At 69.4% G+C, this 22,063-nt stretch carries 23 protein-coding genes; 8 read left to right on the top strand and 15 right to left on the bottom strand.

The genetic code is table 11. The features are described 5' to 3' along the window. Positions 1–170: 170 nt before the first annotated feature. A complete protein-coding gene (locus ABD708_RS01100; RefSeq protein WP_344751431.1) occupies positions 171–614 on the bottom strand; it encodes a carboxymuconolactone decarboxylase family protein in 444 nt (147 codons plus the stop codon). 213 nt (positions 615–827) lie between these two features. Between ABD708_RS01100 and ABD708_RS01095 the strand changes: the two genes are divergently transcribed. Both ABD708_RS01095 and ABD708_RS01090 read left to right on the top strand, forming a co-directional pair. Then, the gene (locus ABD708_RS01095; protein ID WP_344751430.1) at positions 828–1,679 is read left to right on the top strand and encodes a sigma-70 family RNA polymerase sigma factor; all 852 of its coding nucleotides are present in this window, start codon (positions 828–830) and stop codon (positions 1,677–1,679) included. 22 nt (positions 1,680–1,701) lie between these two features. Next, positions 1,702–2,142 carry a YdeI/OmpD-associated family protein gene (locus ABD708_RS01090; RefSeq protein ID WP_344751429.1) on the top strand — a complete coding sequence of 147 codons (441 nt, stop codon included), beginning with the start codon at positions 1,702–1,704 and terminating at the stop codon, positions 2,140–2,142. Between the two features lie 11 nt (positions 2,143–2,153). On the opposite strand, the gene ABD708_RS01085 is transcribed toward ABD708_RS01090, so the two are convergent. Continuing rightward, the gene (locus ABD708_RS01085) at positions 2,154–2,558 is read right to left on the bottom strand and encodes a type IIL restriction-modification enzyme MmeI (protein WP_344751428.1); all 405 of its coding nucleotides are present in this window, start codon (positions 2,556–2,558) and stop codon (positions 2,154–2,156) included. Positions 2,559–2,999: 441 nt separating this feature from the next. On the opposite strand from ABD708_RS01085, the gene hemE reads away from it, so the two are divergent. Then, positions 3,000–4,145 carry a uroporphyrinogen decarboxylase gene (hemE, locus tag ABD708_RS01080; RefSeq protein WP_425553229.1) on the top strand — a complete coding sequence of 382 codons (1,146 nt, stop codon included), beginning with the start codon at positions 3,000–3,002 and terminating at the stop codon, positions 4,143–4,145. Beyond that, the gene (locus tag ABD708_RS01075; protein WP_344751426.1) at positions 4,142–4,621 is read left to right on the top strand and encodes an FAD-dependent oxidoreductase; all 480 of its coding nucleotides are present in this window, start codon (positions 4,142–4,144) and stop codon (positions 4,619–4,621) included. Before hemE ends, ABD708_RS01075 begins: the two co-directional genes overlap by 4 nt. Here the strand turns inward: ABD708_RS01075 and ABD708_RS19410 are convergent. The 3 genes from ABD708_RS19410 to ABD708_RS01065 all read right to left on the bottom strand — a co-directional run bounded on the left by ABD708_RS19410 (position 4,555) and on the right by ABD708_RS01065 (position 7,325). Next, positions 4,555–4,815: a hemerythrin domain-containing protein gene (locus ABD708_RS19410; protein ID WP_425553240.1), complete on the bottom strand. Its 261-nt coding sequence runs from the start codon at positions 4,813–4,815 to the stop codon at positions 4,555–4,557. The two genes, ABD708_RS01075 and ABD708_RS19410, sit on opposite strands and share 67 nt — an antisense overlap. A gap of 276 nt (positions 4,816–5,091) precedes the next feature. Continuing rightward, positions 5,092–5,940 carry an LLM class flavin-dependent oxidoreductase gene (locus tag ABD708_RS01070; protein ID WP_344751425.1) on the bottom strand — a complete coding sequence of 283 codons (849 nt, stop codon included), beginning with the start codon at positions 5,938–5,940 and terminating at the stop codon, positions 5,092–5,094. Continuing rightward, positions 5,937–7,325 carry an MFS transporter gene (locus ABD708_RS01065; protein WP_344751424.1) on the bottom strand — a complete coding sequence of 463 codons (1,389 nt, stop codon included), beginning with the start codon at positions 7,323–7,325 and terminating at the stop codon, positions 5,937–5,939. Before ABD708_RS01065 ends, ABD708_RS01070 begins: the two co-directional genes overlap by 4 nt. Before the next feature lie 52 nt (positions 7,326–7,377). Between ABD708_RS01065 and ABD708_RS01060 the strand changes: the two genes are divergently transcribed. After that, the gene (locus ABD708_RS01060) at positions 7,378–7,827 is read left to right on the top strand and encodes a MarR family winged helix-turn-helix transcriptional regulator (protein WP_344751423.1); all 450 of its coding nucleotides are present in this window, start codon (positions 7,378–7,380) and stop codon (positions 7,825–7,827) included. 262 nt (positions 7,828–8,089) lie between these two features. Here ABD708_RS01060 and ABD708_RS01055 read toward each other — a convergent pair whose 3' ends face one another. The 6 genes from ABD708_RS01055 to ABD708_RS01030 form a co-directional block, all read right to left on the bottom strand. Then, entirely contained in the window at positions 8,090–8,647 is a 558-nt protein-coding gene (locus ABD708_RS01055; protein WP_344751422.1) for an isochorismatase family protein, read from the bottom strand. 47 nt (positions 8,648–8,694) lie between these two features. Next, positions 8,695–10,095: an MFS transporter gene (locus ABD708_RS01050; protein WP_344751421.1), complete on the bottom strand. Its 1,401-nt coding sequence runs from the start codon at positions 10,093–10,095 to the stop codon at positions 8,695–8,697. 72 nt (positions 10,096–10,167) lie between these two features. Beyond that, positions 10,168–10,602, bottom strand: a complete 435-nt coding sequence (locus tag ABD708_RS01045) for a MarR family winged helix-turn-helix transcriptional regulator (RefSeq protein WP_344751420.1) — start codon at positions 10,600–10,602, stop codon at positions 10,168–10,170. A 418-nt stretch (positions 10,603–11,020) separates the two neighbouring features. Continuing rightward, a complete protein-coding gene (locus ABD708_RS01040; RefSeq protein ID WP_344751419.1) occupies positions 11,021–11,917 on the bottom strand; it encodes a cellulase family glycosylhydrolase in 897 nt (298 codons plus the stop codon). Next, positions 11,914–12,312 carry a cellulase family glycosylhydrolase gene (locus ABD708_RS01035; RefSeq protein WP_344751418.1) on the bottom strand — a complete coding sequence of 133 codons (399 nt, stop codon included), beginning with the start codon at positions 12,310–12,312 and terminating at the stop codon, positions 11,914–11,916. The genes ABD708_RS01040 and ABD708_RS01035 overlap by 4 nt, the downstream gene beginning before the upstream one ends. 8 nt (positions 12,313–12,320) lie before the next feature. After that, entirely contained in the window at positions 12,321–13,196 is an 876-nt protein-coding gene (locus ABD708_RS01030) for a cellulase family glycosylhydrolase (protein WP_486326946.1), read from the bottom strand. 149 nt (positions 13,197–13,345) lie between these two features. Here ABD708_RS01030 and ABD708_RS01025 point away from each other — a divergent pair, with 149 nt between their 5' ends. Beyond that, positions 13,346–15,544 carry an ATP-dependent Clp protease ATP-binding subunit gene (locus ABD708_RS01025; protein WP_344751417.1) on the top strand — a complete coding sequence of 733 codons (2,199 nt, stop codon included), beginning with the start codon at positions 13,346–13,348 and terminating at the stop codon, positions 15,542–15,544. A gap of 21 nt (positions 15,545–15,565) precedes the next feature. Here the strand turns inward: ABD708_RS01025 and ABD708_RS01020 are convergent, their stop codons facing one another. From ABD708_RS01020 to ABD708_RS01005, 4 genes are all read right to left on the bottom strand, one after another. Beyond that, a complete protein-coding gene (locus ABD708_RS01020; RefSeq protein WP_344751416.1) occupies positions 15,566–16,102 on the bottom strand; it encodes a phage tail protein in 537 nt (178 codons plus the stop codon). Positions 16,103–16,126: 24 nt separating this feature from the next. Next, positions 16,127–16,621, bottom strand: a complete 495-nt coding sequence (locus tag ABD708_RS01015; protein ID WP_344751415.1) for a phage tail protein — start codon at positions 16,619–16,621, stop codon at positions 16,127–16,129. A 12-nt stretch (positions 16,622–16,633) separates the two neighbouring features. Continuing rightward, the gene (locus ABD708_RS01010) at positions 16,634–17,149 is read right to left on the bottom strand and encodes a phage tail protein (RefSeq protein WP_344751414.1); all 516 of its coding nucleotides are present in this window, start codon (positions 17,147–17,149) and stop codon (positions 16,634–16,636) included. A 76-nt stretch (positions 17,150–17,225) separates the two neighbouring features. Then, entirely contained in the window at positions 17,226–17,618 is a 393-nt protein-coding gene (locus tag ABD708_RS01005) for a DUF6916 family protein (protein ID WP_344751413.1), read from the bottom strand. A 194-nt stretch (positions 17,619–17,812) separates the two neighbouring features. Between ABD708_RS01005 and ABD708_RS01000 the strand changes: the two genes are divergently transcribed. Continuing rightward, entirely contained in the window at positions 17,813–21,376 is a 3,564-nt protein-coding gene (locus ABD708_RS01000; RefSeq protein WP_344751412.1) for a beta strand repeat-containing protein, read from the top strand. A gap of 44 nt (positions 21,377–21,420) precedes the next feature. Continuing rightward, positions 21,421–22,041 carry a DUF2076 domain-containing protein gene (locus ABD708_RS00995; RefSeq protein ID WP_344752163.1) on the top strand — a complete coding sequence of 207 codons (621 nt, stop codon included), beginning with the start codon at positions 21,421–21,423 and terminating at the stop codon, positions 22,039–22,041. The last annotated feature ends 22 nt before the right edge of the window (positions 22,042–22,063 follow it).

The raw sequence follows: 22,063 nt of genomic DNA, 5'->3' as shown, positions 1-22,063 counted from the left end.
GACCCGGATGAGGCACGTCGCGGTGGGTTGGTCACGGTAAGTTGTTATTCGTCATCACGTGCCTCGTGTGGTGGCGAACAGAACGAGGTACGCGTGTCCCCCCTCGCAGCGCTCGACCCTGGGCCGTTCTGCAGCCAGGATCGAGCGCTGCTACGGGTTACAGGCGGCTATTAGCCCCAGGCGCCGGCGGGCTGTTGGGTGGGCCGGTTGAGCCGGTTGAACAGATTGGTCGTGGCGATCATCAGGAGCAGGCCTGCGAGCGCCTTTTCGTCATAGTGGCGGGCGGCCTCGTTCCAGATCGAGTCCGGCACCGGATCCTCACGGTCCGCGAGGCGCGTGACGGCCTCGGTCAGCGCGAGAGCGGCGCGTTCCTCGTCCGAGAAATACGGTGCGTCCTGCCAGGCTGCGACCGTTGCCAGGCGATCCTCGCTCTCTCCAGCTTTCCGAGCGCCCGCCGCACCGGACTGCACACACGCGCTGCACGCGTTGATCTGACTGGCTCGCAGGTGGACGAGCGCCAGCGTTGCGGGTGCGACGCCAGCCGAATATATGGCGCTCATCAGCGCGCCGATCGCCTTTCCCGCTGCGGGAATGACAGCTCCCGGGTTCTGCATACGTTGGGACATGGATTGTTCTCCCCGATGATGTGTGCCGCGGGCATGCGCGCGGGATGCCGCCGAGCAGTCCCCGCGTGGCCGCGGCTCACGGTTGCAGCGGTGCGGTTGCGCCGCCTGTCGACTGGGTGACGGCCGCGGCTCGAGGAATGTGACAGCGACGGAGGGATGTCACATTCGCGGCGTCACGCACGTCTAAGCTGTGTGAACTTCATGAAGTATGCAGACTTTGAGGCGCAACGCCCCCGGCTGCTCGCGATCGCCGGCCGCATCCTCGGCTCGTCGGCAGACGCCGACGATGTGGTGCAGGAGGCGTGGTTGCGGCTGTCTACCGCTGAGGGTGTCGAGGACCTCCCAGCTTGGCTGACGACAGTCACGACGCGACTGTGCCTGGATCATCTGCGCAGGCGCGGGACGCGCGTTGCCGCCGAGGCCAGGGCGGTCGCGGAGGCGCCCGGACCGGCGGCGGTGGCAACTCCCGAAGACGATGTCGCGATCGCGGAGCGAGTCGGCGACGCGATGGATGTGATGCTCCAGGCCCTCGGGCCGGCGGAGCGCGCGTCATTCGTGCTGCACGACGTGTTCGGCTACGGCTTCCACGAGATCAGCGTGATCATGGGCCGCTCGGACACGACCGTTCGCCAACTGGCCAGTCGCGCCCGACGCAAGGTCCGGGGGGTACCGGAGACGCTCGCCGACCGGAACAACCGAGCCGATAACGCCCGCCTCGTAGAAGCATTCCTCGATGCCGCGCACGGCGGCGACCTGTCCACACTGCTGACATTGCTTGCGCCGGATGCGGTCATGCGCACGGACCTCTTCGGCCAGCGCATGGGCGCCGAAGCCGAATACGACGGCGCGGCAGCGGTCGCGGCGCGATTCAACGCCGCACAGGGGGCGTCGCCCGTCACCATCGACGGCGAACGCGGCGGCGCATGGATCGTTCGCGGCAAGGTGAAGGCCGCCTTCGTGTTCCATATCGAGGACGGACGGGTGCGCGAGGTGGAACTGCTCGCGGACCCGGATGTGCTCAAGACCATGGAGCTGGTCGCAGATGCAGCCTGATCGAGAACAGCACCCTGGAGCCGTGCGATTCTCGACCGTCGTTGAGCCGCCCGAGCCGATGCGGGGGCTTGAAATCCCTGCAGAAATCATCGACATTTTCGACTCCGGCAAACGCCCTCGAGTCACGGTCACCCTCAACGGGCACTCATGGCACACGCGGGTCGCAATCATGCGCGGTCGCTTCCTCATAGGCCTGAGCAACGCCAACCGCAAAGCGGCCGGGGTCGCAATCGGCGACCAGGTTTCCGTAAGCCTCGAACGGGAAGCCGTGCCCCAGGCTGTGACGGAGCCGGAGGAGCTCTCGCGGGCGCTCGATTCCGACCCGGAGACGCGAGCTGCTTTCAACGCGCTGAGTCACAGTCGCCGACGAGCTCTCGTACACGAGATCACGAGCGCCAAAAGAGCCGAGACCAGGCAGCGCCGAATCGCCAGCGCTCTTGCCGCACTCCGCAGCCCTCGCTGAATCCCGGCCGGCTACACCAGCGTGTGCCGAGCGCGACGGAGATGACGCGCGAGCAGCTCGTACAGCCCAGCCATGATCCGGGCCGCCTTGATCGACGCGGCTTCCTGCGCGTCGGTACCGAAGCTGCGAACACCGTATCCAGCAAGGAACGCCAGGCGGTCGGCGTTGGTGCCGAAGTCCGTCAGAGGGAACTCGACGCGGTTCTGTTCGTGCAGGTCCAGCAGGCGGATGTGCCGGAAGTCGCTGGTGATGACGTAGCGGGGCATCTCTGCGTCACTGAGGCTGTCGAGGTAGTCGAGACTTGCTGTTCGGCGGCGGCGAGGTCGCGGCTGCCTGATTTCATCTCGATGACCGCAAGGCCAGGCACGAGCGCGTCGATGTAGCCGCGGCTGGCGTTCGAGCTGCGCGTCACTCACACTTCGTAGAGGGCGGCACGCGACTTGGTGACGCCGTAGACGGCCAGTAGGTCGCGCACGAAGGTCTGCGCCTCGCCTCGTTCATACGCTTCGGATTCCCGCCAGTCGATCGCCAACTGTGCGGCGCGGCGACGGATCTCATTCAGCGAGGGCGGCTTCGGCGCAGCGCGAATCTATCGGCGGCGTTGACGCCAGTGAGTCAACTGCGTGACCCACCAACGGGTCATAGGCCCGTTGATCTATGTGGCGCGCTCCCGGCGTGATGAGTACGAGCAGATCTGATACTTGTTCGCGCGACCGGATACAGCTATTGCCGACGCGACGGCTTCCGCGCGCGGGGTCGCCAACGGCGGCGTCTCATCAAAACGCTTCGACAGGCCGCCTGATTTCTGAGCTTAACTCGACTATGTTGCACGTTTAGGGTGCCCCTGCGCCTCTGCTATGAGAACACCCGGGCCGGGCGCACACAGCGAAGGCTGGAAGAATCTGCCGGTGAGTTCCGTGCCCGCGGCCGACGCCGCCTCGTCCCGTCTGATCTCGGCATACCGCGGGGTGCGCCCCGATGTGACGCCCGTGTGGTTCATGCGGCAGGCCGGCCGCTCGCTGCCCGAGTACCGCGAGCTGCGGGCCCAGCACGCCGAGCGCGACATGCTCAGCATCAGTCTCGACCCCGAGCTCGCGACCGAGATCACGCTGCAGCCCGTCCGCCGCCATGGCGTCGACGCGGCCATTCTCTACAGCGACATCGTCATTCCGCCGCGGCTCGCGGGCGTCGACGTCGAGATCGTCTCTGGGCGCGGTCCGGTCTTCGCGAAGCCCGTGAGGACCGCTGCGGATGTCGCGGCGCTGCCCACCCTGACAATGGAGCAGCTCGCCCCCATCACCGCCGGAGTGCGTCGCACGATCGAGGGCCTCGCCGCCATCGGCGACGGCACGACGCCGCTGATCGGCTTCGCTGGGGCGCCCTTCACAGTCGCCGCCTACCTCGTCGAGGGCGGCCCCTCGAGGGAGCACCTCGCCGCGCGAACCCTCATGCACGCGGATCCGGATGCTTGGCGGGCGCTCATGGACTGGGCGGCGGATGCCTCCGGCCTGTTCCTGCGCGCACAGGTGCTCGCAGGCGCCTCCGCAGTACAGCTCTTCGACTCGTGGGCGGGCTCGCTCTCGCTCGCCGACTACGTGGCGCATGTCGCTCCCGCATCCGCTCGCGCCCTGTCGCACATCGCCGATCTCGACGTGCCGAAGGTGCACTTCGGCGTTGGCACCGGCGAGCTGCTGCCGGCCATGCGCGACATCGGCGTCGACGTGGTCGGGATCGATTGGCGGCTCCCCCTCGACGAAGGCGTGCGCCGCCTCGGTGGCACGGTGCCCGTGCAGGGCAACATCAACCCCGCCCTGCTCGCCGCACCGTGGCCGGTGCTCGAGGCGCACGTGCGCGACGTGCTGCGCCGCGGCGAGGCCGCACCCACGCACGTGCTGAATCTCGGCCACGGGGTGCCCACCGAGACCGACCCGGCTGTGCTCACGCGCATCGTGGAGCTGGTGCGCTCTATTCACATCGATCGGCCCGCGGAACCGGGTCGATGACCGTCCTCAAGCACCTCATCAACGACGACCCCACCCGCGTCGTCATCATCGGCGGCGGCCTGGTCGCGGCGCGGGAGCTCGCACGACCCGGCTTCGAGGTGGTCCCGCTCGAGGCATCCGGTCGCCTCGGCGGCTCGGTGCAGCGCCTGGATCTCACGCTCGCCGACGGCGAGCAGCTGACGGTGGATGCCGGCGCCGAGAGCTTCGCGACCCGCGGCGGCCATGTCGCCGCGTACCTCGACGAGCTGCACCTGGGCGACCAGGTGGTGCAGCCGAACCCCGCCGGCGCCTGGCTGCAGCTGCCGGGGAAAGCGGTGCCGATGCCGAAGGGCGGGATGCTCGGCACCCCCGCGGTGCCCCTCGCGAGTGACATCATCGCCGCGATCGGCTGGCGCGGTGCGCTGCGCGCCTACCTCGATCGCCAGCACCGCACGCAAGCCGATCCCCTTGTGAAACAGCCGCCTCGTTCTTCGTAGCGGAAGTGGGACTCGATCACGTCGGTGAGGGCGGTGACCAGGATGCGTAGTTCGGCGAGCTCGAGGTCGGCTGCCATGACGCGGGCGTGTTCGTCGATGAGTTGGAGGGCTTGGCGGATGGCGCTATGCTCCGTGTCGAGCTTGGACAGCACGGTTGTGAGCGCTGGGTCGACGGCGCCCAGGCTCGGGAACAGATCGGTGTCCTCGCGGCGGTGATGCAGGTGCAGGGCGACGCAGTATTGCCGGTAGTTCAGTCCGGCCTAGGTGCCGGCGGATCGGGGCAAGGTCGACCGGTGCCGTGTCGTCGGCATCGAGCGTATGTCTGAGGTCTTCCAGGAGCTGCCGGAAGTAGTCGTGCACTTCGGTGAGTCGGCTGCGAGTGCCTGGACCGGCCGGGTGTGGCCCGGCGGGTCGGTCGTGTTCGTAGGTGTCCACGCGCAGGCACGGTGGCAGGCGCGATCGAGTGTCGCTCACCGGATGGCGCCTCGGACTCGGGGCGCGATGTCGGTGGCGAAGCGGGTGATGGTGTCGCGGTCGTCGGTGAACACGAGGAAGCCGCTGATGCCGTGCTGGACGGCGATCCGGATGAGCTGGTCGGCCCAGGCGCGGTCGTGGCCTGGGGGCGAGGCGGGGATGTTGTAGAGGCGGCGGATCGTGTTGGGGTCGCGGCCGGCGTTGCGGGCGGCGGCGTCAATGCGAGCGTTGGCGCCACCGAGCACTTCTGGGGGGATGCGGGTGGCCGAGGGGATCCAGCCGTCGCCGAGGCGACCGACGAGGCCGAGCATCCGCGGTCCGACCGCGCCGATCCACATCCCGATCCGGTGCGGATGGGGTGGGCCGGGGGTCGCGTCCCGAAGGTGGTAGTGGCGACCGTCGAAGGTGACGGGCGGGCCGGGAACGGTGAGGGCGCGGATGACCTGGACGGCTTCGGCCAGCGCGCCGATCCGGTCGCTGACCGGCAGGTCGCGGCCGCCTTCGCCATGGATGGCGTGGCCGTGGCCCCCGGCGCCGAGGCCGAGCTCGACACGGCCGCCGCTGAGCGCGTCGAGCGAGGCGGCGGCACGCGCGAGCCCGGCCGGCGGTCGCAAGGGCAGGTTGGCGACGTTGGGCATCACCGTAATCCGCTGCGTGCGGGCCGCGATCCAGGCCAGCAGGGTCCAGGCGTCCAGGAAGCCGGGGTGGTACTGGTGATCGGAGACACTGACCACGTCGAGGCCCGCCTGCTCGGCGTGGACGGCCAGGTCCAGGGTGCGCCCGGGGTCGGTGGCGTCCGGGGTGAGGACGACGCCGAACACCAACTCGTGGCCGTAGCCGGTCACGAGGCCGCCTTCCGGGGTGCGCCGAGAAGGGCGGCGAGGGCGGCCAGGACGAGCGCTGCGGCCGAGACCGCGAAGGCGATAGGGTAGCCGGCCGGGTCCGGGTAGGGGGTGCCGTCCAGGAGCCGGGCGGTGACGATAGCGGCGGCGACCTGGGCGCCGATCGCGCCTCCGATGGTGCGCACGATGGTGTTGACGCCGGTGGCCTCGCCGGTCTCGTGCGGCTCGACGGCGGCGACGACGACGTTGGCGAGCACAGAAAAGGCGAAGCCGATCCCGATGCCGATGATGCCCGCGCCGGTGGCGATCGCCCAGGCCACGTCGCGACCCGCGGCGAGCAGCCCGAAGCCGGCGGCGGAGATGAGGCAGGCGATCACGAGGGTGGTGGTGTAGCCGATGCGGGGTCCGAGGCGTCCGGCGACGGGTCCGGCGAACAGCATGGTCACGGCCATCGGCAGTAGGTAGAGGCCGGACTCGCTGACGGTCGCGCCGAATCCGTACCCGGCGCTGGCGGGGGTCTGCACGAACTGCGGGACGAGGGTGAACGCCCCATACATGCCGAAGCCGATGACGAGGGCAGTGAGGTTCGCCGCGGCGACCGGGCGGCGGGCCAGCACGCCGAGGTTCATCAGCGGTGCGACCGCGCGCCGCTCGATGAGCAGGAACACCACGAACGCGGCCACGGCGAGGATGACGAGCAGCACCGTCGCGAGGGGTCCCCAGGTGCGCGCCTGGCTGATGCCGAGCAGGAGCGCGACGAGCGCGACCGAGAGCACGCCCGCGCCAGCCCAGTCGATCCGGCCGCCGTTCGCCTGGTGGGCGGCGGGGATGAAGGCGAGGACCGCGGCGGCGGCGATGGCGACGAGGATGAGCGAAGCCCAGAACAGCGAGGGCCAGCCGAAGGCGTCGATGAGGGGCCCGGGGACGACCAGGCCCACGCCGAAGCCGATGCCGAACACCGCGCTGATCGTGCCGATCACGACCGGCACCCGCTCCCGGGCGAACAGCTCCCGGACCAGCCCGAACGCGAGCGGGAAGGTGCCGGCGCCGAGCCCCTGCACAGCGCGGGCGGCGATCAGCACGCCCAGCGAGCCGGACAGCGCGGCCAGCAGCGAGCCGAGAGCGAGGATGCCGAGGCTGACCAGCAGCAGGCGCTTGCGGCCGAACATATCTCCCAGCCGGCCCAAGACGACCGTGCCAACCGAGGAGGCAACCAGGAACGCGCTGATGAGCCAGGATGCGGCGCCGGCATCCGCGTTCAGGTCGTGCTCGAGCGCCGGCAGGGCCGGGACGATCAGGGTCTGCAGCAGGGAGAACGACAGCACCGCCAGCAGCAGCGCGACGAATGCGCCCCCGGTCGAACGCGACGATCCCGTTTCTTGTGTCATACCGTAATCATTACATGAAGATACGATTACGTCACGTAGAGTGTCCGATGTGATGTCGAAGCGCCCGCCTACCCTGCTCGGACTGCCCTCCTATCTCGCCGGCCACGTCTCCCGGATCGGCAACACGCAACTCGTCGCCATCCTCGCCGAACGCGGGCTGCGGCTGCCGCACTTCGCCGTGCTCTGCGGGCTCCACGACCTCGGACCCACCGCCCAGGTCGAGCTCGCCGACCGGCTCGGGCTGAACCCCAGCCACCTGGTCGGCTACCTCGACCGCCTGGAGGAGGCAGGGCTCGTCGCCCGCTCCCGCGACAGCGACGACCGGCGCCGCCAGATGGCCGAACTCACCACCACCGGCACGAAAACTGCGGTCGAACTCATCACTCACGCCATCACCAGCGAACGCGCCCAACTCAGCGCGCTCACCGACGCAGAGCTGAACACCCTCACCGCACTCCTGGCCCGTGTCGTCACCACTGACGACGACGGGTCTGTCAGTTAAACAATGAAGATGTTTCTGACGGCTTCGGCCGGCTCAGAAACATCTTCATTGTTATTCAGACAGTCCCCCTGACGATTGACCAGGAATCGGCAAATCTCAACAATCTCCTGGGCAGAAATAGCCAACTAGCAGTCACGAGACCCCGCGTTGATTGCATGGGCTGTCGATGAGTGGAGCCTATCTGGGTCGTGGAAAGCAGGCCGTTGCGGAGCGATCCTCGCCTGCTGGAGCCGCCCCCTCGGCTCCACTAGACGGTCCGCCCTTAGGCGCCGAGCGCGGTGATGATGTCGGCGATTGTGCCGGTCTCGGCGATTCGGGGGAAGGTGTGGGTGAGGGCGTGGTCGTGCGCGGCCTGGTCGGGGTCGGTGATGCCGTCGGCGGCGATGGTGACGTGGAGTCCGTGGTCGTAGGCGGCGCGGGCGGTGGATTCGACGGCCTGGCTGGTGGAGACGCCGGTGAGGACGAGCTGGGTGATGCCGCGCGTTTCGAGGTCGTCGAGCAAGCTGGTTCGGCCGAGGGCTCCCCAGCTGCTCTTGGTGATGGTGTGGTCGCTCTCGTCGGCGCGCAGCTCGGGCAGGAGCTGGGTGTACTCCTCGGGCAGCGTGATGCCTGCGGGGTCGCCGGCGTCGGTGCGTCCGGGGGCGGTGCCTGTGACCCGGACGATGATCACGGGGCGGGACTGCGCGCGGAACGCGTCGGCCAGCTCGGCCACGCGGGCGGCGACGGCGGGCACCGGCTCGATGGTCGGGGCGGCGGCTGCGGCGGCCTGCAGGTCGAGGATGACGAGGGCGGCGGTGTCATCGATAGCGGTGATGGGCATGGTGCTCTCCTTGCGTGGTCGTGCGGGCCCGAGGCCCGGGGTTGCGGTCAGGCGGCAGGGGCGGCGGTGCGCCCGAGCGTGCGGTCGAAGATCGAGATGCCGAGGAGGACGAGGCTGCAGCCGACCATGATCCAGGCGATGGTCGCGACGCCGGTGTCGGTGACGCTCGTGCGGTAGACGATGCCCGTGACGGCGGAGGAGGCAATGGACCCGAGGTAGCCGAAGGAGCGCATCAGGCCGGATGCCGTGCCGAGCTGCTCGGCGGTCGCCTGGCTGTAGAGGGCGAGCTGGTTGCTGCTGGCCGCGCCCTGGGCGAAGCCGAGGAGGATCGTGACCGCGAGGGTCATGACGAGCCAGGCCGGCGTGGGCAGGAAGAGGGCGGCGATGGCGGCGGCGATGCAGGCGGCGGCCGCGCCGATGACGGGTGCGCGCACCAGGTTGCGGCGCGAGAACGGGACGATGACGAGGCCGGAGACGAGGGTCATCGGGATGAGCAGGAGGCCGGAGCCGAGTTCGGACATGCCCTGGGATGCTTCCAGCCACTGGGTGATGCCGTAGAGGACGACGTAGCCGCAGAGCATGACGAGCCCGAAGCGGATGAGCGTGCGGGTCAGGGCGGCGTTGCGGCCCAGCAGCCGCACGTCGAAGAAGGGGGACTCCGCGCGCAGCTCCCACCAGATCTCGGCCGCCCAGAGCACGACCGTGGCGGCGAGCAGCGCCCAGTTCGGGGTCGGCAGGCTGGAGAGGAAGAGCAGCAGGCTGGTCATCGCCAATGCGAAGCCGAGGATTCCGGTCACGTCGAGGTCGGATGCGATGCGCCGCGCCGAGCGGCGCTCGATGGCCGCGTCCCGGGGTACCCATATCAGCGTCGCGATGAGCGCGATGAGCGCGACCGGCACGTTGACGAGGAACACCGACCGCCAGCCGAGGAACTGCACGAGCACGCCCCCGATCGGGAGCCCGAGAGATGCGGTGGCGACACCGGCGATCATGAGGCCGCCGAGCACCCCGCCCGGCGGCTTCTCGAGTCCCGCCGTGCGCGCGCGGCGGCGGATCAGGACCATCGCGGTCGGGTAAGCGCACGAGGTGCCCAGGCCGATCAGCACCCGGCTGACGATCAGCGCCAGCAGCCCAGGGGCGAGCCCGCCGGCGATCCCGCCGGCCAGGACGAGCAGGATGCCGGTGAGGAACACGCGCCGCGGCCCGAACACCTCGGCCGCCTTCCCCGCGGTGGGCTGCGCGATCGCGCTGGCGAGGTAGAGCGCCGAGACCAGCACCGCCGTCTGGCCGATCGAGACGTGCACGCCGGCCGCGATCGGCACGAGGGCCGTCGCGATCAGCGAGCTGTTGATCGGGTTCAGTGCCGAGCCGATGTACAGCGGCGTGGTGAAGCGCCAGTTGAACGGCTTGCTCAGGGTTGCGGCCGAAGCGGTTGCGGAATCAGACATAGAGGTGCTCCAGGCGCGCGGCGGGCGCGCTCGGCAGCACGCCGTCAGGCGCGCTGGTGGGAAGGAATTGGGTCAGAGGTACTGCGCGACGCGCTCGATCAGCGGCGCCGCGTCGTGGATGAGCCGGATCTCCTCCGGGCTGAGGTGCTCGCGCAGCGCAGCCGCGATGTTCTTGGTCGCCGCATCGCGGATGTCGTGCAGCTGGCCCGCGCCAGCCGACGTCAGCGAGAGCAGGAAGCGGCGACCATCGTCCGGGTCGGGCCGCCGCTCGATGAATCCCCGCGCCTCAAGTGCGGCCACCGTCGAGCCCATCGTCTGCGGAGTCACCTGATCCCACCGGGCAAGGCCTGCGATATTGTCCGGGCCGTTGCGATCTAGACGGGAAAGCACAGACGACTCCGGCGCGCTGAGATCAGAGCTGCGGCTATTGCGCATGCGCCGCTTCACCTGGCTCACAGCCCGGCGCAGCTCACCCGCCGTCGCTTCCACATCGATCTCATCCGGCATGTTTAGAAGGATACTCTTGCAAGATCATCCTTGCAAGTTTCGTCTTCCTAAATGCCTTCAAGAGACTCCCAAGCAACGACGAGCGCCGACAAGTTCGTGGCCAACTCCACTTTGCTGTGGCGTTTGACGAGCCATCTCTGGATGTCGCGGCCAATGTACCCATCAAGCGCCCTGGCGGCAGGTGCATGGGCGCGCACGGTCGCAGGCAGAGTCCAGTTTCGAGCTCATCTCTGTGATGAGGCAATGTGTGTGTTTGCGACTGACTGACCGCGCCTTTCAGCGGGGCTGACGATAGCCAGCCCCGCCGTGTTGCAGATACGGCCAAAGCGCTCGAACGCGAGCTTCGTGCTCGTGCCCGGCTCGTTGGCACGGAGTTCGGTCGCGCCCCGGGTTCGGTGGAGACGGGAGTTTCTTGACGCTACGCCGCGCCGTCGGCGCTGCCGCCGCGTACGACGCAGGAGGCGTTGTTTTCCCAGCCCCAGCCGTCTCCGTTGGAGTCGGCGTAGCTGCTGCTGGTGCAGTACGGGTAACCGTTGGGCGCCGTGCTGCTCGAGGAGCCAGTGGAACTGCTCGAGCCCGATGCGGCGGTGTCGGCGCTGCCGCCGCGTAGGATGCAGGAGGCGTTGTTCTCCCAGCCCCAGCCGTCTCCGTTGGAGTCGGCGTAGCTGCTGCTGGTGCAGTACGGGTAGCCGTTCGGCGCCGTGCTGCTCGTTGAACCCGATGAGCTGGACGAAGCGCCGGTGTAGACCGTGGCTACCTGCGGGGCGCGCGCCTTCAGACCATCGGTGCCGTTGATGAAGCGTTGGCCCCACGACGTCAGTGAACTCGCGTCGAAGTTGTTCAGCATGTCGAGCGCGGTGTCAGAGCCGCTATTGCCAGACCAGGACCACCCGAGCATGCCGACGCCCTCGCTGCGCGTGTAGCTCATGATGGTGTCGGCGTCCGGGTTGCCATCGGAATGCGTGTTGGCGAATTCGCCGACGATGAGTGCAAGCCCGCGGCTCGTGAACGAGTCGATGTACGACGTGACCTCGCTAGAGGTGGTGTATGACCCATACATGTGGACGTCGAAAACGACGTTGCTGTCAGCTGCCGCGACGGTTGGCGCGTTGTCGCGCATTGTCCCGGACCAGTCCTGCCCCCAATTCGGTGCGTCGACGAGCAACGTGTTCGCGATACCGGCGTTGCGCAGTGTGTGAATCGCCGCGATCGTGTCTGACGCCCACGAGCTGTAATTGTTGTTGCCGTATGGCTCATTGCCGATGTCGACCATGGCATAGGCCTCCTGCCCCTTGAGCGTCGAGGCGATGCTCACACCCAGTATTGGGCGGCCGTGGCGAGCGAGTATGCGCTGGTGTCGTCCCCGTAGCCGGTCGTGTCATGGTCCTCGAGGATGCAGACGAGGTCGTTTTGTTTGCACGACGCGATCACGCTTGCAACATCGGTGGCAGAAGTAGTTCCGTACCGCCCGCCACTCAGCACGACGCGCACCGTGTTGGCGCCGGCGGCGCGAATGTCTGCAAACGACGAGGTCTCGTTTGGGTACCACTGGTAAGGATCGTTGATTCCTTGCGGGATGAATACATTGCCGTTGGCGTCGTAGATGTGGCCGCCGCTGACCGAGAATCCGGTGTTGGCTGCATGCGCGGGGAGCGCAGAGAGGATCAATCCAGCGACGAGCGCTGTCAGGATGGCGGCCAGGCCTGCCATGCTTCGTTTCATCGGTAGTTCTCCTGACTGCGGGCATAGCGCCCGCACCTGGGTTGAGGTCGAACTGTCGGTTGACCTCGGTACAGGGCCGGGTGCTGATGGCGAGCACCCGGCCTTGGCTCATGTGCGGCCGGCTCGTCTTCGCGATGCCTGCAGACGAATGTGGGCCGGGCTCGGCCGGCGATTGCTGCTGCCGCCGATCTGAAGAGGGTGGCCGTGGAGCTGGGGAAGACCACCCGCAAGCCGTCGTAGTCCCCATAGAGCGTGCCGTCGTCGGTGAGGGCGGTCAGCAGCCAGAACTGGAAGCCGGACAGAGAGGGCGATTGCACGGCATCCACCCAGGTCTGGTACGACGCGTCTCGTGTTGCCTCGTCAGCGCTGGCTGGGGACTGCCCGATCGGGAGGCCGAACTCCCCGAGTACGACGGGCTTCCCGATCTTCGCAGCCGCGGCGGCGTGATCGGTGATCCACTTGGTGCCCCAACCGACGGGATCGGCAGTCTCGCCCCAAGTGACCGGGTAGAGATGGAAGGTTCCGTAGTCGATAGCGGGCAGCGAGGTGAGCTTCACCCAGTCGTTGCCCTCGTACCCGCCATACGGGTAATCGCTGGAGGTCTTGTCGAGTCCGAAGCCCTCGTCGCCGAGTGCGACGAGCTGATTGGGGGCGAGTCGCTTGACGAGCCGGCTCGCGGAATCCGCCCACTTCAGCAGCGGTGCGCCGCCTGTGTCTGCAAAGCCCGTTCCGGCCGAGCGGTTGCGAGGCTCATTGGCGAGCTCCCGGGTCATGATCGTCGGGTCGTCGCGGTAGGCGAGGCCGGTGTAGCGGTTCTTGCGTGTGATCAGGTACGTGACGTAGGCGTTGTAAGCGACACGTAACGCTGGAATCTACACGGCGCCTTACAGCCGACAGTCCGCCCACAGCGGAATATCCACTGGTCACCTCAAGTTGAGCCAAGTAGACTCAAGTTTTGAGAGGCGGGTGCCGCGCGGCATCCGTCGCCCACCGAAACCAGACCAGAAGGACCAAGCGCAACATGGCAAACATGCAGGGCGTGCCGCCGACGACCGACGAGGGGAAGAGCGCCCTCGAGCAGTTCGGCATCAACCTCACCGAGATCGCACGGCAGGGCAAGCTCGACCCGGTGATCGGGCGTGACTCCGAGATCCGGCGCGTCAGCCAGGTGCTGACCCGGCGCACCAAGAACAACCCTGTGCTCATCGGCGAGCCCGGCGTCGGCAAGACCGCCGTCGTCGAGGGGCTCGCGCAGCGCATCGTCGCGGGCGACGTCGCCGACTCGCTGAAGGGCAAGGAGCTGGTCAGTCTCGACATCTCCGCCCTCGTGGCCGGCGCGATGTACCGCGGCCAGTTCGAGGAGCGGCTCAAGGCCGTGCTCAAGGAGATCAACGAGTCCGACGGCAAGATCATCACCTTCATCGACGAGCTGCACACCCTCATGGGCGCGGGCGGCGGCGAGGGCTCGGTCGCGGCCGCGAACATGCTCAAGCCCATGCTCGCGCGCGGCGAGCTGCGCCTGATCGGCGCGACCACGCTCAACGAGTACCGCGAGTACATCGAGAAGGATGCCGCGCTCGAGCGCCGCTTCCAGCAGGTCTACGTCGGCGAGCCGACCGTCGAGGACACCGTCGCGATCCTGCGCGGACTGAAGGAGCGCTACGAGGCGCACCACAAGGTCGCCATCGCCGACTCCGCGCTCGTCGCCGCCGCGGTGCTCTCTAACCGCTACATCACGAGCCGCCAGCTGCCCGACAAGGCGATCGACCTGATCGATGAGGCCGCGAGCCGGCTGAAGATGGAGATCGACTCGAGCCCCGTCGAGATCGACGAGCTGAAGCGCGCCGTCGACCGCCTCAAGATCGAAGAGCTCGCCCTCAAGAAGGAGAAGGACGACGCGTCCCGCGAGCGCCTCGCGAAGCTGCGAGAGGACATGGCCGAGAAGCAGCGCGCGCTCGATGAGCTGCAGGCGCGGTGGGATGCCGAGAAGGCCTCCCTGCACTCGGTCGGCGACCTCAAGACGCAGCTGAACGAGGCCCGCATCGACCTCGACCGCGCGATGCGCGAGGGCGACTACCAGAAGGCGTCGAAGCTCAACTACGAGACCATCCCGGGCATCGAGAAGGCGCTCTCTGCCGCCGAGCAGGGCGAGGGTGCGGCATCCGCCCCCCGCATGGTCAACGAGCAGGTGACCGACGAGGACATCGCGGCCGTCGTCGCGCAGTGGACCGGGATTCCGGTCGACCGGCTGACGCAGGGCGAGACCGAGAAGCTCATCAACCTCGAGAGCGAGCTGCACCGTCGGCTGATCGGCCAGCAGGCCGCGGTGACGGCTGTGGCGGATGCCGTGCGGCGCTCCCGCTCCGGTATCAGTGACCCCAACCGGCCGACCGGTTCGTTCCTCTTCCTTGGGCCCACGGGTGTCGGCAAGACCGAGCTCGCGAAGGCGCTCGCCGAGTTCCTGTTCGACGACGAGAAGGCGATCGTCCGCATCGACATGAGCGAGTACGGCGAGAAGTTCTCGGTGTCTCGGCTCGTCGGCGCTCCCCCCGGATATGTCGGTTACGAGCAGGGTGGCCAGCTCACCGAGGCCGTGCGGCGGCGCCCCTACTCGGTGATCCTGCTCGACGAGGTCGAGAAGGCGCACCCCGAGGTGTTCGACGTGCTGCTGCAGGTGCTCGACGACGGGCGCCTCACCGACGGCCAGGGGCGCACGGTGGACTTCCGCAACACGATCCTGATCCTCACCTCGAACCTGGGGTCGCAGTTCTTGACGGATGCCTCGCTGAGCGACACCGAGAAGCGCGACGCCGTGCAGGCGATGGTGCGCCAGGCGTTCAAGCCCGAGTTCATCAACCGCCTCGACGACATCGTCATCTTCGACGCGCTCAGCCAGGAGCAGCTCGGCGAGATCGTCTCGCTCTACGTCGACCGGCTGCAGCGCCGCCTGCAGGAGCGCCGCCTCGACGTCGGCGTCACTCCCGACGCGCGCGCCTGGCTCGCCGAGCGCGGCTACGACCCGGTCTACGGCGCGCGCCCGCTGCGCCGCCTCATGCAGCACGAGATCGACGACAAGCTCGCGACCGCGCTGCTTCGCGGTCAGATCCACGACGGCGACGTCGTGCGGGTCGACGTCGCGGAAGACGGCGAGGGCCTCACCGTCAGCGCGGGCGAGAGCCTGCCGCCGCTCGACCTCGATGCGGAGGCGTCGGCCATCTAGCGCCGCGCCGCCGCGTGGGGCTCAGCCGCGCGACGGGTAGTTGCCCTGCAGGGCGATGATGTAGTTCACCGCGAGGCTCGGCGGCAAGTTGTTGTGCGGCAGGCCGCCGCCGGCGGGCAGAACGGCCGTGGGCGACAGCGTCGCCGTCGATGTGCCAGGGGCCGCGTAGGCGGGCACCGGCGCGCGGCCCGCGCGCGGCTCAGCGAAGATCGCCCCGCTCGGCGAGCCCTGCGTTCCGACCGCGGCGACGGCGGTGGCGGCGTGCGTGTGGGCGGGCAGCTGAGCCTGCGACAGGGTGACGGACTCGGCGCCGCCGCTCTCCCCCACGCTCCGCGCGGTGAGCCCCGGCCCCGCGCCCTGCCCGAGCGCTGCCGCGCCGTTGAGGTTCGGCAGGGCGAAGGTGCTGGTGCCGTTCCCGCCGTACTGCGTGCCGAGGATGCTGAACAACGCCGTGTTCTGGGCGATCGGCAGCAGCTGCCCGTTGCAGAGCGCCCACCCCGACGGCGCGAAGTTGAAGCCGACGGCGCGGATCTCTCCGATGTACTGGTCAGTCGCCATGGGATGCCTTTCGTGCGGTGGCGCTCAGTCGCGGGAAGGGAAGACGCCGGTGAGCGCGATGCAGTACTGCAGCGCGAGGAACGGCGGCATGTTCTCGTGCGCCTGGCCTCCGCCGAACAGGCCGAGCTCGGACGGCGCGAAGGTATCGCTGCCCGGCCCGCTCGTGAACTGCGGCGAGCCGCCGGCAGCCGGCAGCGCCCCCGACGGCGTCGTCTGCGTTGCGGAAGTCGCGACGTGGGCAGCATGGGTGTGCTGCGGGATCTCGGTGACGGTGAGGGTATGGCGTTCCTCGCCTGCCTGCTGCCCGAGGGGCCAGTTGTCGCCCTGGCCGACGGCGACACGGCCGTTCAGGTTGGGAAGGGCGAACGTCACCCGGCCGTCGCCGCCGTAGCTCGTGCCGAGCAGCGAGAACAGCGCCGTGTTCTGGCTGATCTGCAGCAGCTGCCCGTTGCACGCCGCCCACCCCCGGGGAGTGAAGGGGATCGAGAAGAGGCGGATCTCGCCGACGAAGGGGTCCATGCTGTTCCTCGCTCAGTTGCTGCTCGGGAAAACGCCCGCGACGGCGATCATGAAGGTGAGCCCGAGGAAGGGCGGCATGTTCTGGTGGGGCTGGTTGCTGCCCGTCGTATCCAGCGTCTGCACCGCCAGATTGACGGTGGACCCACCCGGCGCCGCGAAGCCCGAGACGGATGCCTGCGCATAGACGTTGCCCGCGGGCGACGATGTCGTCGCAGCACCGCCCGCGGCGAATCCGTGCGCGTGCGCGGGCAGCTGCGTCGGCAGCACCAGCACCGCCTCAGCGCCACCCGTCTCGCCGAGCACCCGCGTGGTCAGCCCGGCGCTGGAACCGGCGCCGAGGGGAATGCGGCCGCGCAGGTCGGGCAGATTGAAGGTCGTCACGCCGTCGCCGCCGTACGTCGTGCCGATCAGCTGGAACAGCACCTCGTTGTCGGAGATCTGCAGTTCCGAGCCGTCGCAGAGCGCCCAGCCGGTGGGGGCGTAGCTTCCCGCGAACACGCGGATCTCGCCGACATAGGGCGTGCTCATGATGCCGCTCCTTCCGTCTGCGCCGTGCTCTGCTCCGTGCTCTGCGCGGCGTGCCGCGCCGCCGGGGTGAAGGCGGTCATGCCCGTGAGATCACGGCTTGGGCGGTGGTGCGCTGCTGCTGCGTCACCGGCGACAGATAGAGCTCGACGGGTGTGGCGAGGCCGTGGAAGGCGACGATGCCGTCGACGGGCACGGGCGTCGCGAACAGCAGGCTGTAGCGGTCCTCATCGCCGGCGGTCGCCTGCGGCAGGTCCTGCACCGCGCTGAGCCGCAGCGCCCGAAGGCCGCCGTGGCCGCTGACCGCGACCTCGGCACCGACCAGCCCGAGCCACGCCGAGCGACCGGGCACGGATGCCGGGGAAGAAGCCGCCTCGCTCGGCTTCGCGGCCGCGTCGCGCCTGATCATCGGAGCAGCGGCCACTGCGGCACCTGCGCCGACCACTCCGAAGAGGGCCGCTCGGCGGGTCACTCTGATCATCGGGCTCACTCGCGAGTGGGGCGCCCGGGCAGGCGCGGCTTGATGGGTCGTCGGAATCCTAAGCGCTCGAGAGCGCACCCCTCAGCGCCGGAAATGCGAATGACACTCCGATTGGGGGGCCGCGCAGGTTTCCCTCGCCGTGCACGGTGTCTCGATAATCAACACAGATCCCGAAGGAGACTCAGGTGAGCCGGCGCCAGCCCACGCACGTCCTCCGCGCGCCGCGCACGCTCTCGCTGATCGCCCGCATCGTCGCGGCATCCGTCATCGCCGCCACGGCCTTCGTCGCCGTTCCCGTTCTCGCTCCGGCCGCGCCGGCACGGGCCGCCGCCCCCACGCCGATCCCGGTCACGACGCTCGCCGACAGCGGCCCGGGCAGCCTGCGCGCGGCGCTCGCCACGGCGGAAAGCGGCGTCGTCGGGGGCACGAGCTACGACATCGTCTTCGACGCGGGCCTCGCCGGCGGCACCGTCGCCCTCGACAGCACGCTGTCGCTGTCGCCCGCCGGTCCGCCGCCCGCGGGCACCACCGTGGCGATCGAGGGCCCCGGCCCTGGCGGGGTGGTCGCCCTCGACGGGCAGGGCCAGCACCAGATCCTCAGCCTCGACGGCAACTTCGCGGGCGGCCTGAACGTCTCGATCAGCGGCGTCGACTTCAACAACGGCCATGACGCGCTCTACGGAGGCGGCGCGATCATCGGCGGCAGCGCGACGGCCCCGACCGCCGACACGCTGACCCTCATCGGCGACACCTTCCGCAACAACTCGAGCAGCGGCCCGAACACGCCCGGCGGCGCGGTGCAGTTCGTCGGCGGGATCCTGTCGGTCAGCGGCGGCGGCTTCTCCGGCAATTCGGCCGAATCGGGCGACCCGTCGCAGCTCAGCGACGGCGGCGCGATCTACTACGCGAGCTCGGGCTCCGCGCCGGGCCAGTCGTTCACCGCATCGGCCACCTCGTTCGAGCAGAACAGCAGCAACGGCAACGGCGCCACGATCACCATCGGCGAGTTCAACAACGTCTCGCCGCACGTCGCCATCAGCAACGCGCGCTTCATGGACACGGGCGATACGGATGCCGGGTCGGCCGTCTTCGCAGGCGCCGGAGTCGTCCAGCTGAAGAACAACATCTTCGACCCGGGCTCGGGCCCGAGCCCGATGCTCGCCCTCGGCGGGGCCACGCTCACGTCGAGCGGCGACTTCTTCCTCGGCGGGGGCACGCCGCTCGTCAAGGGCGCGAGCGACGCTGCGGTGACGAGCACGAACGACTACTGGGGTTGCGACAGCGGCCCCGGCGCCGCCGGCTGCGCCTCCGCCGGCTCGGCGAGCGTCGCCGGGTTCCTGAGATTCGCCGGAGCGAGCGCCGATGCCACCGTCACTCCCGGCGGAAGCACCACCGTCAGCGCCCTGTTCGCCCGGTCGGACGGCGTGCCGCTCACCGCCTCCGACGTGCCGCTCGCACTCACCTCCTCGGCGCAGCTCGCACTCACGCCGTCGGCCGGGCAGGTCTCGCAACCGCAGGCCGCCGCGAACAACGGTGCAGGGGCGTCCGCGACGTTCACGGCGCCCAGCGCACTCGGACCCGTGACCATCGACGTCGCGGTCGACGGCGCGCACGTCGGGACCATCGCGCTCTCGGTCGCGCCGCCGCCGGCGCCCGTGATCACCACGCAGCCCACCGATCAGTACGCGGCGGTCGGCGCAGACGCCACCTTCAGCATCGACGTCACGGGCAGCCCGCAGCCGGTCGTGCAGTGGCAGCGCTCGACCGACGGCGGCGCGAGCTGGACGGACTTCGGTGCCGCCGGCCCCGGTCCTTCGTCGACCATCACGGCGAGCTCTGTCACGGCATCCGATGATGGAACGCGGTTCCGCGCGGTCGTGTCGAACACGGGGGGAGCCGTGACCAGCGCGGTCGCCACGTTGCACGTCGGCACCGCGCCGGTGATCGACGTGCCGCACACGGTCTACCTCACGTCCCCGACGCAGACCACGTCGTTCACGGTGAGCGCTGCTGAGCTGCAGTTCGTCACCGTCAGCCCGGCCGGCCCGCACACGAGCGTGGCCGTCGGCGCGGACGGCGCCTCCGGCCAGTTCGACGTTCCGGCGGCCCCCGGCGCCACGACCATTGTCACGATCACCGCCGGGAGCAAGTACGGCACGACCACGAAGCAGGTCGCGGTGGTCGTCATGATCGCGCCGACGGTGACGACCCAGCCGAGCGGTGTCGTCACCACCCCAGGTCAGAGCGTCTCGTTCGTCGTCGCGGGTTCGGGCTACCCCCAGCCGACGGTGACGTGGCAGGTCTCGACCGACGGTGGCCGGACGTTCGCCGACGTCGCCGGCGCGACGTCGGACACGCTCAGTGTCACCGCCGCGCTCGCTGACGACGGCACGCTCTATCGCGCGGCGCTGACCAACCAGGCAGGCACGACGTACTCGAACACGGCGACGCTCGCCGTCGGCGTCGCGCCCACCCTGACGAGCCCGACCTCGCTGACCGCGGTCGTCGGTCAGGCGCTCGACTTCCCGATCACGGCGGATGCCGGAATCGACGCGCTCGACGTCGTCGGCACGCTGCCCGCCGGGCTCGCCTACGATTCGGCAGCACACGCGATCACCGGAACGCCGACGGCCGCCGGCGATGCGACGGTCACGCTCACCGCGCACAATGTGTTCGGCACGGGGCCGAGCCAGACGCTCTCGATCGAGGTGCAGCAGCCCGCAGCGGTGACGCAGCAGCCGGCATCCGCCACCGTCCTCGCCGGTGACACGGTCACCTTCACCGCTGCGGGCAGCGGCTTCCCGGCCCCGGCGGTGCGGTGGCAGCGGTCCGACGACGGCACGAGCTGGGCCGACGTCCCCGGTGCCACGAGCGCGACGCTCTCCTTCGCGAGCGCCGCGGCCGACGACGGGGCGCAGTTCCGTGCGGTGTTCACGAACGCCGCGGGCAGCGCCGCCACGGCGCCCGCAACCCTGACCGTGCACGCTCCGGTGGCGATCACGTCCGCGCCCAGTACGGGATTCGTGCGCTTCCGCTCGGGCACGACGGCGCAGATCACGACCAGCGGCACCGGGCCGATCACGCTGACGCTCAGCGGCGCACTGCCCGCCGGACTCACCTTCACCGACAACGGCGACGGCACCGCGACCATCGGCGGCACGGCGACCGCGCCGCCGGGGCGGTTCCCGCTCACGGTGACCGCACACGGATTCGGCCCGGATGCGACGGCGCAGCTCATGGTCACGGTGACCGCACCGCTCAGCTGGGCACTGCCCGGGCTCGCCCCCGTGAGCTATGACGGGCTCCTCGCGGGTGTACCGGCCGTGCTGCACCGCGGCGACACGATCACGGTCAGCGGCACCGGCTTCGCGGCACTGTCTGCGGTGCAGCTGGCGGTGTACTCGACGCCCGCTCTGCTCACCACGGCGACGACGGATGCCTCTGGGGCCTTCACCGCGACGGTGACCGTGCCCGACTCGCTCGCCGACGGGGCGCACACCATGGTCGCCCTGGGCTCGACGCCCGCCGGGGCCGAGCGAACGCTCGGCGCACGGTTCACGATCCCTGCGGCCGCAGCCGGGTCGGCCGCGTCGGCGCACGCCGCCGTACCGGCCGCGGGTGCGCTCGCCGCGACGGGCGCCGCGGACGACGGCGGACAGCTCCTGATCTACGCCGCCGTGCTCCTCGTCGCCGGACTGCTCGTGCTCATGCGCCGCCGGCTGTTCGCGAGACGGTCGGGCCGCAGCTGAGAGTCGGCTTTCCGGCGGCTGATTAACAGGCGCCCGTGCCAGAAATGAGCATGGACAACAACGACCGTCGCCTGATCGACGATCTCGCCACGGAAATCAGTAAGGCTCAGCCCGTCACCAAGGACCCGGATGCCGCGCAGGTGATCGCCCAGCGCATCGCCGCCCAGCCCGACGCCGTCTACCTGCTCACGCAGGCCGTGCTGCTGCAGCAGGAGGGACTGCGCCAGGCGCAGGCGCAAATCCAGCAGTTGCAGGCGCAGCAGCGCCAGCAGCAGAACCGCGGCGGCGGGCTCTTCTCGGGGCTGTTCGGCGGCGGGGGCGGTTATCAGCAGCCGCAGTACGCGCCGCCGCAGTACGCCCAGCAGCAGCCGTCATACGCGCAGCGCGGCAGCTCGAGCTTCCTCGCGCAGGCGGCGTCGAGCGCGGTCGGCATCGCCGGCGGGCTCTTCCTCTTCGAGGGCATCTCGAACCTGTTCGGCGGCGACGGCTTCGGCGGCGGCCAGGACCAGGCCTTCGAGCAGGGCTATGACCAGGGTTACGACAGCGGCTTCGACCAGGGCCAGGGCCAGGCGGATGCCGGTCAGGGCTTCAACGACCAGAGCGGTTTCGACCAGGCCGGCTGGGACGGCGGCGGCTTCGACGGCGGCGGCGACTGGGGTATCTGACCCCGCGCACCTCATCGCGTCG

The organism is Gryllotalpicola koreensis (assembly GCF_039538185.1).
Taxonomy (GTDB): domain Bacteria; phylum Actinomycetota; class Actinomycetes; order Actinomycetales; family Microbacteriaceae; genus Gryllotalpicola; species Gryllotalpicola koreensis.
Note: the sequence above shows the minus strand (reverse complement) of the source record. Positions and strands in the feature narration are given on the sequence as shown.

What these genes read in the sequence shown, in the direction of transcription:
- ABD708_RS01100 (WP_344751431.1), bottom strand. Translation starts at nt 614, where the DNA reads ATGCAGAACCCGGGAGCTGTCATTCCCGCAGCGGGAAAGGCGATCGGC.
- ABD708_RS01095 (WP_344751430.1), top strand. Translation starts at nt 828, where the DNA reads ATGAAGTATGCAGACTTTGAGGCGCAACGCCCCCGGCTGCTCGCGATC.
- hemE (WP_425553229.1), top strand. Translation starts at nt 3,000, where the DNA reads ATGAGAACACCCGGGCCGGGCGCACACAGCGAAGGCTGGAAGAATCTG.
- ABD708_RS01075 (WP_344751426.1), top strand. Translation starts at nt 4,142, where the DNA reads ATGACCGTCCTCAAGCACCTCATCAACGACGACCCCACCCGCGTCGTC.
- ABD708_RS01065 (WP_344751424.1), bottom strand. Translation starts at nt 7,325, where the DNA reads ATGACACAAGAAACGGGATCGTCGCGTTCGACCGGGGGCGCATTCGTC.
- ABD708_RS01060 (WP_344751423.1), top strand. Translation starts at nt 7,378, where the DNA reads ATGTCGAAGCGCCCGCCTACCCTGCTCGGACTGCCCTCCTATCTCGCC.
- ABD708_RS01055 (WP_344751422.1), bottom strand. Translation starts at nt 8,647, where the DNA reads ATGCCCATCACCGCTATCGATGACACCGCCGCCCTCGTCATCCTCGAC.
- ABD708_RS01050 (WP_344751421.1), bottom strand. Translation starts at nt 10,095, where the DNA reads ATGTCTGATTCCGCAACCGCTTCGGCCGCAACCCTGAGCAAGCCGTTC.
- ABD708_RS01045 (WP_344751420.1), bottom strand. Translation starts at nt 10,602, where the DNA reads ATGCCGGATGAGATCGATGTGGAAGCGACGGCGGGTGAGCTGCGCCGG.
- ABD708_RS01035 (WP_344751418.1), bottom strand. Translation starts at nt 12,312, where the DNA reads ATGGCAGGCCTGGCCGCCATCCTGACAGCGCTCGTCGCTGGATTGATC.
- ABD708_RS01025 (WP_344751417.1), top strand. Translation starts at nt 13,346, where the DNA reads ATGGCAAACATGCAGGGCGTGCCGCCGACGACCGACGAGGGGAAGAGC.
- ABD708_RS01020 (WP_344751416.1), bottom strand. Translation starts at nt 16,102, where the DNA reads ATGGCGACTGACCAGTACATCGGAGAGATCCGCGCCGTCGGCTTCAAC.
- ABD708_RS01015 (WP_344751415.1), bottom strand. Translation starts at nt 16,621, where the DNA reads ATGGACCCCTTCGTCGGCGAGATCCGCCTCTTCTCGATCCCCTTCACT.
- ABD708_RS01010 (WP_344751414.1), bottom strand. Translation starts at nt 17,149, where the DNA reads ATGAGCACGCCCTATGTCGGCGAGATCCGCGTGTTCGCGGGAAGCTAC.
- ABD708_RS00995 (WP_344752163.1), top strand. Translation starts at nt 21,421, where the DNA reads ATGAGCATGGACAACAACGACCGTCGCCTGATCGACGATCTCGCCACG.